Below are 4531 nucleotides of genomic sequence, written 5' to 3'. Positions count from 1 at the left end.
TCTCCAGATGAAGCCGTCATTGATCATTTCATCAGTCAGGGAAATTGTAGGTTCGTATTTGACCCCGTCTATGGGATCACCGCTCCCGTCAATCGCCTCCTTGACAGTCCAGCTCATCGTGATACTTTCGCCCGGGCTTAAACCGCGCCCTTGCAGGCTCGGCACTTTGACCCGGACAGCAGGCTCCCGTGGATCCGGATTCAACCGGTCCTCGAATAACGAAACACACGACAACCAGCGTATCCGATTAAGCCCCAGAAACTCCGGCGCCTCAGGGGTAATATCGATTGCACTCACCGCGACATCCTGGCGGCCTGACTTGATGGGGTTAAATACACTGGGACGCGTCACGACGTAGTGCACATGCTTTATACCGTTACCTGCCGTCTTGATACCTGACCACGGTACGACACGGGTAATAAGAGTACCAACGTCATCGCCAGCTTGAACGGTGTACTCGGCACCACTGATGGGGACGCTGTCCCAATAAAATACAAGCTTGTCGTTGACCGCAACAGTTTCGAACAGCCTCACCCTGAGTTCTGCATCTTGATTTGTGTCGCGCAGATCCAACGTGTTTTCCGTAGCCGACCCCGCGCCATAAACACTGGCGAGCGGCAGCGCTTTGTTGATCGGGTCTGGCCACTCAGGGTCCGGATCGATCGGTCCGAATGTTTCCAGGTTGACATAGACATTGATACCCGGCTCACCGAGTAATTCATCGCCGCGCATCAATTCATATTTGACACGGGTCTCAACGTCACCTGGACCTGGTCCGTATTCATTTCGAATGACGCCGGCAGCTATTGGAAAGATGCGTTCATCCGGCATAGACCCCAGTTGCTCCCATGCCGTTGCATGGTCCCCCCATAGCACCCTGATCCTGTCGGTAGGTTTTATGTGCTCAGGCAGCCTGACATGGACCTTGACACCAAAGCTTACATCCTCTTGATCAACCAGGTATCCGTCAGTTGGCGTCGCGACGTTCACCGTTGGATCATGCAAAACCGTCGGCAATTGGCCGAGCGCAACACTTACCCGTCGAACCTCGGAAAACTTGCTATGGTGCCCTGCTTTGTCATACAGCTCGTACCATACATAGCAACCGCCATCGCCCATGCGTCGCACGTCATCTCCCGAAATGCGCAGCACCTCGCCTTTACCCTTGACAACCTGGTCATCTATAAACGGGTAAGTACCATCTTCCTCAGGCGCCTGATTACTCCAGTACCAGCGCACCCGGTCCTGTTCTTCAAAGTCTAGGTAGTCGGGTAACGGAATGAGCACTTCATCGCCAAGGTCGACAAGGCGTTCATCGGTGACTGCTTCAATTTCAGCAAAGGCAGTGGGCCGAATGGAGCGATACGGTGGGAATAGGTCGAAACGCAACACCAGGGGGTCAGAAAAATTCTCCTCGGTGTTATATAATGTCACCCTGTATTTGAAAGTATGAAAGCCTTCACCCAAGCCCAGGAAAAAGTTACGATCCAATTCATAGCTATAGGGAAATTTTAACGGATCTAAGGGCCCGTCGAAAATAATTTTATCAATGACTTCAAAATCATCGGGGGCAGGCGACGGCGACGCCGCATGAAAAATTTCCAACTCATCAGAAGCGCCACGAGGCGCCGATCTCGACCAAAGCGGAATAATTAACAGCAATTGCTTTGAAGGATCCGAGTACAACTCAGCGCGTAGCGTCCAATCGTCGGGATCGGCAACAATATCCACATTAACTTCAGGCCGGGTTAGCGACGCCGGTTCCGATTGACGCTGGCGAAGTTGCACATAATCCCAGCGTGCTTTTTCAGAGTAGGAAATAATCTTCATGGCTTCACCTATATGAGAGTTTGACTTCCACGATCACGTGCAGGCCAGCCGCCCCTCGAAGAGGCGGCTGCATGTTGATAGATAACAGTGCTCTAAACGGTCGACTGGTCCGCTAACCGATCAAGGGGATCATAACCGTAACTACCGACTTCTCCGCCCCCGGGCAGTTCAACACTCACCAGACGCCCCAAAGGGTCGTAGCCAAGGGTACGGCCCGCTTCATCTCGAACAAGATTGCCATCGGGGTCATACTCAAGAACAACATCCTGATACGTCAGCGCTTCGACTACGCCCTCTGAAAACTCCCAGCGACCGGCGGCATTGACACGCTTTTCGCCGCGTAACTTTGTCACCACAAGGCCCGTCAATTGCGCCGGGTCTTCCAGGTTGTCAAATGCGTAAACAGCATCGATACGCCCATCGGCATGCCAGGTGCGCACTTCCTCGATATTATCGAGGTCATCCAGGTAGAATTCCTGAGATTCAATGACCACACCGTAAGGATCAACGGGGGATAATGGTCCTTCACTGGTGTAATACTCGAGCCTGGCCCGGGCGTCGTATTCGAAGTGTTCCTCCCGTAATAACGCGTTATCGTCCGGCTTTTCTCCGATGTCCGTCAGCGCCTTGCGCACGATCGCATCAACGACGCTATATTCCTGCTCCAGTTCTTGTACGGCATCGATAAAAATAAAGCGCCGCAGATGCTCCCGCTCGAAATCATCATATTCCAACTCGGTCGTCAGGCGCTGGCCTGCACCCTCGTCGCCCTCCACCGTGGTGAAACGCCGAGTGCGCCCGAGTTCGTCATATTCAAATACGCAAGACGTCGTCCCCAGAGAAGTCGACTCGAGTCGCCCTTTGTCATCGTAGTCATAGGCCTGCAACTGCCCCAGTACATCGGTATAGGCCAGTAGACGACCGCGCAGGCTGTGCACGTAAAACATCTCGAAAGGTGCTTCCTGCCCCAGCGTGCGCGTTTCCGATTTGAGCTCGCCGTTGGAGAAATACTCACGCGCCAGCCCTTGGAACTGGGCCGGATTCAGCGCTCGCCCCTCCACCTCAGGCTGTTCACTGCAGGATTTCAACCTGGCGTTCTGCACGTCATATTCATACCGCGCATTGACGTTCGCATCGACAAGGCGCCGCCCCAAAGGTTCTTCACCCAATGGCGGCGCATACTCATACTCGATCATGTGCTTTTTCGGCGTCGTCACGAACCTGGGCTGACGCTGACCATGCTCGTATTGCATTGCCCGTGGACGCCCTCCGGTGATCGAGACGATCATCCGATCGAGGCCGTCGAACAGCTGATGGCCCAGCACACTTTCGGTTGTGCCATTCTGATGGATAACCTTGATAAGGGTCGGTAAATCCTCACCGCTGTGTGCTGCGTAATCGCGATGCACCACTGCATCATTTGCGAGGGTGTGGTCTACCAACCGGTCAAAAGCATCACGGGCGAACTTCTCCTGCTCTCCACGGGCATCGATTTCACGCGCCAGGCGACCCAGGCCGTCATGGAAGGATTGATGAACGCTGTACGCTTTCCCGTCGGTATAGAAACGCTCCACCCGTGTAGGCTCGCCGAACCGGTTCAACCAGGTTACCGTTTCGCCGGTGAGCGTCTCGCCGTCAGCCGACTCGCGATACTGCGTCACCACCGGCCCATTGCGCCACTGGGTACTGCCCTGCTGATCGATTCGCTCGTGAACGCGCACCCCGTCCGGGCCGATGACGCAGCACGGCTGCCCCCACCCGTCGTATTCATACCGGGTCATCAACTTCAAGTTCTTGCGCTCCAACCAGTCGTACTCGACCTCCTCGACCTTGTTGCCCAAGGCATCGAACGCCACCGTATAACTGATGCGCGGGGCCTTGCGAGCAAGCGGAGTCAGGCCGAAGTCAGTATCCTGACGTTCCTCCCGGACTTCGCGGCCAAGGCCATCGACGTAGCTCCAGGTGACGACCCCTTTGACATCCTCTTGGGTCTGCACCGCCTGTTGGCCTGGAGCAGCCGCCAGCGCGTAGGTGTAATGACGACTCGCTTTGTACTTGGAATCGTTGGGTGACACGGTCTCACGTAACACTCTGCCCACCCGATCGTAGAAGTAGCTGATTTCCACGTCGTTATCGTCACGATTGAGCACCGGCTCGCCAATGAGCACCGATTGCAGCAGTGTCAGTTCCTTGCGCGTGTCACGCACACCCTGCTCATCCCCATGATCCTGACCATGATCGAACCCTTCGAGGGTCTCGGTGGTCTTGACAACCGGGTGGCCGACCCCATCGTCTTCATCGTAGTGGAAGGTGTCTTCGGCATAGACATAGCCCACCTTGGTCACCGCCTCGCCATGGCGGCGCTCTTCATTCTGTCGGCGTCCGTAACTCAAGCGGTCAGCCGCATCCTGGTAGTAACCGATGGTGGTTTCGCGCAGCGTCGTGCCATCGGCATCGCGCACCAGCGTTTCACGCTCAGGCAACCATTCACCGCCGGCAAGGCTGTCCAGAGGCGCCAGCACGTAGTACGCATAATCGGTCCGCAATACATCGGCGCCTGCTTCGCCGTCAGTAGCGGGATACACCCAGCTTTCTTGCGGATGTTGAACGAACCCTTCAGCATCGGCGGGGTAGTATTCATGCACCGTACGAATGCCGTTGGCTTGGATCTCTTCGGTCAGGTTGCCGAACGTGTCGTAGT

At 55.5% G+C, this 4531-nt stretch carries 1 protein-coding gene and 1 pseudogene; both read right to left on the bottom strand.

What is annotated here, in order from left to right:
* A partial coding sequence (locus NP534_RS25825; protein ID WP_274100603.1) for a hypothetical protein occupies nucleotides 1-1830 on the bottom strand: 1830 nt, incomplete at its 3' end.
* A gap of 92 nt (nucleotides 1831-1922) precedes the next feature.
* Nucleotides 1923-4531: pseudogene (locus tag NP534_RS25820) on the bottom strand (RHS repeat domain-containing protein); the annotation flags it as partial.

Source organism: Pseudomonas sp. 39004, assembly GCF_028682155.1.
Classification (GTDB): domain Bacteria; phylum Pseudomonadota; class Gammaproteobacteria; order Pseudomonadales; family Pseudomonadaceae; genus Aquipseudomonas; species Aquipseudomonas capeferrum.
This window is presented reverse-complemented; position numbering and strand designations above follow the sequence as displayed.